The organism is Pseudonocardia sp. SID8383, assembly GCF_009864975.1.
Classification (GTDB): Bacteria; Actinomycetota; Actinomycetes; order Mycobacteriales; family Pseudonocardiaceae; genus Pseudonocardia; species Pseudonocardia alni.
In genome coordinates this window covers 1-1,367 of sequence record NZ_WWFY01000120.1, presented here as the reverse complement: position 1 = coordinate 1,367, position 1,367 = coordinate 1, and the positions used below count along the sequence as shown (strand labels likewise).

General features: G+C 77.2%; 1 protein-coding gene and 1 pseudogene. Both read left to right on the top strand.

Going from position 1 to position 1,367, the window contains the following annotated elements; translation table 11 throughout:
* A pseudogene (locus tag GTW08_RS02795) lies at positions 1–281 on the top strand (hypothetical protein); the annotation flags it as partial.
* 76 nt (positions 282–357) lie between these two features.
* Positions 358–1,203, top strand: coding sequence for an alpha/beta fold hydrolase (locus tag GTW08_RS02790; RefSeq protein ID WP_062404658.1), 846 nt, complete (start codon positions 358–360; stop codon positions 1,201–1,203).
* Positions 1,204–1,367 lie beyond the last annotated feature (164 nt).

The window sequence follows — 1,367 nt, the reverse complement described above, 5'->3', positions numbered from 1 at the left end:
GGCTCGTCCTGGCCCCCGGCGACCAGGCGGGCGCGCTGATCGCGCCGCCGTCGGTGGCGACCGGGTTCCGCGCGGCACCCTGCTCCACCGGCGACGGCGTGGCGCAGCGCTGGCGGGCCCGGGCCGAGGCCGTGGAGGGCTCCTGGTGGGACGACCTGGCCGCCTGGCTGGTCGAACGCTCCGGCACGATGCGCGACGCGCCCCCGGAGCTGGGCGGGCGTCGCCTGCGCCCGGTGTTCCCGGCTCCGGGGACCTACCTGGGCGAGACCGCCCCGGTCTGAGGGTGGGGTCCGGGATCATCACACCCGGGGCTGTCCGGACCCCACCGCCCGGCCGCGGCACCTAGGCTCGGCGGTGATGACCACTTCCAGCTCCCGGCCCGTCGGCGGCGCGGGCCTCGAGGAGCACGACGTGCTCGTCGGCGGCCGTGCCCTGCGCGTCGTGCGTCGCCCCGCCTCCGGCCCGGGCCCCCGCCGCACCCCGCTGCTGTTGTGCAACGGCATCGGCGCCGCCACCGACGTGCTCGACCCGCTGGTCGCGGCGCTGCCCGCGGACCTCGACGTCATCCGGTTCGACCCGCCGGGCATCGGCGGGTCGGCGGTGCCGCGGATGCCGTACCACCTGACGTGGATGGCGCACCGGCTCGGGCAGGTGCTGACCAAGCTGGGCGTGCGGGAGGCCGACGTCCTGGGGTTCTCCTGGGGCGGGATGCTGGCCCAGCAGCTGGCCATCAGCCGTCGCCGCCGGGTGCGCAAGCTCGTGCTGGCCGCGACCGGTCCGGGGGCGCTGATGATCCCGGCGTCGCCGCGGGTGATGGCGGTCATGACCTCGCCGAAGCGTCACCAGGACCCGTCCTACGTCGACGCCGTCGCCGCCCGCATCTACGGCGGCTCGCTGCGCGACCACCCGGAACGGGCCGCGGAGGCGCTCGGCGCGGGGGCCCGGCGCGGCCCGATGCGCGGCTACTACTACCAGCTGATGGCGCTCTCGGGCTGGACCAGCCTGCCGCTGCTGCCGGCGATCACCGCGGACACCCTGATCATCGCCGGCGACGACGACCCGATCGTCCCGCGCGGCAACGCCACGATGCTGCACCGCGGGATCCGCCGCTCCCGGATCAGCCGCTACCCCGGCGGCCACCTGGAGCTGCTGCTCGACCCGGAGCCGTTCGCCGCGGAGATCGACGCCTTCCTGCGGTCCTGAACCCGCTACCGCGGCCCCGGCCGAGCGGGAGCGCGCGGGTGGACGCACGATGGCCGGGTGGCGACCCCCGCACGGACGACCGGTGAACGCACGACGCCCGCACGCCCGGCCCGGGGCGCCGTCCTGCGCCCATGGCGCGGCCCGGCGGACTCCGCCGCACTGGC

Coding starts and splice junctions, on each gene's coding strand:
- GTW08_RS02790 (WP_062404658.1), top strand. CDS start 358: ATGACCACTTCCAGCTCCCGGCCCGTCGGCGGCGCGGGCCTCGAGGAG.